This window comes from Pseudomonas sp. AGC41 (genome assembly GCF_057334555.1).
Genome location: NZ_JBHFJB010000115.1, coordinates 49,542 through 52,999, shown reverse-complemented (window position 1 = coordinate 52,999; position 3,458 = coordinate 49,542). Strand labels below are relative to the sequence as shown.

Annotated in this window: 4 protein-coding genes; 1 reads left to right on the top strand and 3 read right to left on the bottom strand. The window is 59.3% G+C overall.

Annotated features, from left to right (window positions below; all coding sequences use genetic code 11):
• Window positions 1–50: 50 nt before the first annotated feature.
• The 3 genes from cgtA to rplU all read right to left on the bottom strand — a co-directional run bounded on the left by cgtA (window position 51) and on the right by rplU (window position 2,072).
• A complete protein-coding gene (cgtA, locus tag ACE04F_RS19395; protein WP_122564944.1) occupies window positions 51–1,274 on the bottom strand; it encodes an Obg family GTPase CgtA in 1,224 nt (407 codons plus the stop codon).
• 190 nt (window positions 1,275–1,464) lie between these two features.
• Window positions 1,465–1,722, bottom strand: a complete 258-nt coding sequence (gene rpmA / locus ACE04F_RS19390; RefSeq protein ID WP_003205738.1) for a 50S ribosomal protein L27 — start codon at window positions 1,720–1,722, stop codon at window positions 1,465–1,467.
• 35 nt (window positions 1,723–1,757) lie between these two features.
• Window positions 1,758–2,072, bottom strand: a complete 315-nt coding sequence (gene rplU / locus ACE04F_RS19385) for a 50S ribosomal protein L21 (RefSeq protein ID WP_003176051.1) — start codon at window positions 2,070–2,072, stop codon at window positions 1,758–1,760.
• A 377-nt stretch (window positions 2,073–2,449) separates the two neighbouring features.
• Between rplU and ACE04F_RS19380 the strand changes: the two genes are divergently transcribed.
• Entirely contained in the window at window positions 2,450–3,418 is a 969-nt protein-coding gene (locus ACE04F_RS19380; protein WP_305498703.1) for a polyprenyl synthetase family protein, read from the top strand.
• Window positions 3,419–3,458 lie beyond the last annotated feature (40 nt).

Below are 3,458 nucleotides of genomic sequence, written 5' to 3'. Positions count from 1 at the left end.
CCCCCCGCTCCCACAGGCTTTGATCTCAAGCGGCCTGCATCAGCACCAGATCAGTCGCGAACGTAGATGATTTCCGGACCGTCTTCGTCATCCACATCCTCTTCGTCCCAATCGTCATCACCGATGTCATGGACCGACTTGACGCCGCTGCGGCGCAGGGCACGCTGGTCGTCCAGCGCCTGCAACTGGGCGCGCGCCTCGTCTTCGATGCGCTGGTCGAGCTCGGCCAGTTCTTCCTTGTAGGCCGGATCATTGGCCAGGCGATCAGCGCGATCCTCCAGGTAACGCATGATGTCGTGGCACAGACGCTCGGTGTTTTCCTTGGCGATAGCCGAGATCACGTAGACCGGACCTTCCCACTCCAGGCGATCAACGATTTCCTTGACCCGCTCTTCATGCTCTTCTTCGAGGATCTGGTCGCACTTGTTCAGCACCAGCCAACGGTCGCGCTCGGCCAGGGCCGGGCTGAATTTGGTCAGCTCGTTGACGATGACCTCGGCGGCATCGGCGGCATCGGTTTCATCCAGCGGCGCCATGTCGACGAGGTGCAGCAACAGACGGGTACGGGACAAATGCTTGAGGAAACGAATCCCCAGGCCAGCACCTTCGGAGGCACCTTCGATCAACCCGGGAATATCGGCGATCACGAAGCTTTTCCAGCGATCGACACTGACCACGCCCAGGTTCGGCACCAGGGTGGTGAACGGGTAATCGGCGACTTTCGGCTTGGCCGCCGACACCGAGCGGATGAACGTACTTTTACCCGCGTTCGGTAGACCCAGCAGACCCACGTCAGCCAGCACTTTCATTTCCAGCTTCAGGTCACGCTGCTCGCCTGGCTTGCCCGGCGTAGTCTGGCGCGGCGCGCGGTTGGTACTGGACTTGAAGCGGGTGTTACCCAGACCGTGCCAGCCGCCATGAGCCACCAGCAGGCGCTGGCCGGCCTTGGTCAGGTCGCCGATGACTTCCTGGGTGGCGGAATCGATCACCGTGGTACCGACCGGCACACGCAGGATCAGGTCTTCGCCCTTCTTGCCGGTGCAGTCGGTGCTGCCGCCGTTGGAGCCACGCTCGGCATCGAAATGCCGGGTGTAACGGTAGTCCACCAAGGTGTTGAGGTTTTCATCGGCGAGCATGTAGATCGAGCCGCCATCGCCGCCGTCACCACCGTTCGGACCACCGTTTTCAATGAATTTTTCCCGACGGAAACTCATGCAACCATTGCCGCCGTCGCCAGCCTTTACTCGAATCGATACTTCATCAACAAACTTCATGACACACGCCTCTCGCCGTACGGACGAGCCAAAAAAACAAGACATAAGACTCTTGCAAAAATGAGCGCAGCGACCTGAAAACACGCCCCAACCGCAGCGCCGACAGCCCATACAAACAGTTTTGCAAGAGACTCACCCCACAAACGAAAAAGCCCCGTCGCAAGACAGGGCTTTTCCAGCGGTCTCGCAATTAAGCTGCGATAACGCTTACGTAACGACGACCGAAGGCGCCTTTTACTTCGAACTTGATCACGCCTTCGACTTTAGCGAAGAGGGTGTGATCCTTGCCCATGCCAACGCCGTAGCCAGCGTGGAATTGGGTGCCGCGCTGACGCACGATGATGTTGCCCGCTTTGATAGCCTGGCCGCCATACATCTTCACGCCAAGGCGTTTGGCTTCTGAGTCGCGACCGTTACGGGTACTACCACCAGCTTTTTTGTGTGCCATGAGTTCAATTCTCCTAGTGAGGAATTAGGCTGGAATTAAGCCTGAATACCGGTGATTTTGATCTCGGTGTACCACTGGCGGTGGCCCATACGCTTCATGTGGTGCTTACGACGACGGAACTTGATGATGCGGACTTTATCGTGACGACCTTGGGAGATCACTTCAGCCACAACGGTAGCGCCAGCAACGACTGGAGCGCCGATATTCACGTCGTCGCCATTGGCGACCAACAGAACGCGATCAAAAGTCACGGATTCGCCGGTAGCGATTTCCAGTTTTTCGATCTTCAGGTATTCACCTGGGGCGACCTTGTATTGCTTGCCACCAGTAACAATTACTGCGTACGACATGGTATTTCTCCGATAATCCTGCTCACCCAGCGCTTTATAAGAAGAGGTATTGGCTGGCATGGCTGCATGGGCTGGAAGGCCCGGATGCAATTGCGTAAGGCAGGTGCTGCCCAGGAAGTTCAGGGTGCGCGATTGTACGCAAGCCGGCAGAGCCTTGCAAGTGGCCGCCAGACACTGTTAAAGCGTCGCGAGCGAAGGGAAGACAAGGAAAAAACAGGCGAGGAAGCGGAGTTTACAGGCTGTAAATGAGCATTCCGAGCCTGTTTTTGACGCAGGATTGGCGAGCGCAGCAGCTTTAACAGGGTCTGGTCGCGCCTTGACACCTGCGGACGTGGGTCCTAGCATGCCGCGCAACCCTTCTGGAGCGCCTGTCGCTGATGCAACCCCAAGCTTTCTACCGCGCTGTGGCGGACGATTTTAGCGCCGTCGACGGTATCATCAAGAAGCAGCTGACTTCCCGAGTGCCGCTGGTATCGAAGATCGGCGACTACATCACTTCGGCCGGGGGCAAGCGCCTGCGTCCTCTATTGGTGCTTTTGTGCGGCAAGGCCCTGGGTCGCGAAGGCGATGACATGCGCCTGCTGGCCGCCACTATCGAATTTTTGCACACCGCGACGCTGCTGCATGACGACGTGGTCGATATGTCCGGCATGCGCCGTGGCCGCTCGACCGCCAATGCGATGTGGGGCAACGCCCCAAGCGTACTGGTCGGCGATTTCCTGTATTCGCGCTCGTTCGAAATGATGGTCGAACTGGGCTCGATGCCGGTGATGAAGATCCTGTCCCAGGCCACGCGCATCATCGCCGAAGGCGAAGTGTTGCAGTTGTCCAAGGTCCGCGACGCCAGCACCACCGAAGAAACCTACATGGAAGTCATCCGCGGCAAGACCGCGATGCTCTTCGAAGCCTCGACCCACAGCGCCGCCGCCCTGGCCGGCGCCACCGCCGAGCAGAGCGAAGCCCTGCGCACCTTCGGCGATCACCTGGGCGTGGCGTTCCAACTGGTAGACGACCTGCTGGACTACAAGGGCGACGCCGACACCCTGGGCAAGAACGTCGGCGACGACCTGGCGGAAGGCAAGCCAACCCTGCCGCTGATCTACACCATGCGCGAAGGCACGCCGGAACAGGCCGCGCTGGTCCGCCAGGCGATCCAGAAAGGCGGGATCGAAGATCTGGAAAGCATCCGTGCGGCGGTTGAAGCTTCCGGCTCGCTGGACTACACCGCAACCCTGGCCAGGGACTACGTTGCCCGCGCAATCAAGTGCCTCGACGCCCTGCCAGCCAGCGAATACCGCGATGCGCTGGTGGAACTGAGCGAGTTTGCGGTTGCCCGTACCCATTGATTGCATGAAAACGGCGAGCTTTTGTGGGGGGGGGGGGGGG

Bases quoted from the DNA above. Each gene is read 5' to 3' on its own strand.
- rplU (WP_003176051.1), bottom strand. From the start codon at position 2,072: ATGTCGTACGCAGTAATTGTTACTGGTGGCAAGCAATACAAGGTCGCC.
- cgtA (WP_122564944.1), bottom strand. From the start codon at position 1,274: ATGAAGTTTGTTGATGAAGTATCGATTCGAGTAAAGGCTGGCGACGGC.
- ACE04F_RS19380 (WP_305498703.1), top strand. From the start codon at position 2,450: ATGCAACCCCAAGCTTTCTACCGCGCTGTGGCGGACGATTTTAGCGCC.
- rpmA (WP_003205738.1), bottom strand. From the start codon at position 1,722: ATGGCACACAAAAAAGCTGGTGGTAGTACCCGTAACGGTCGCGACTCA.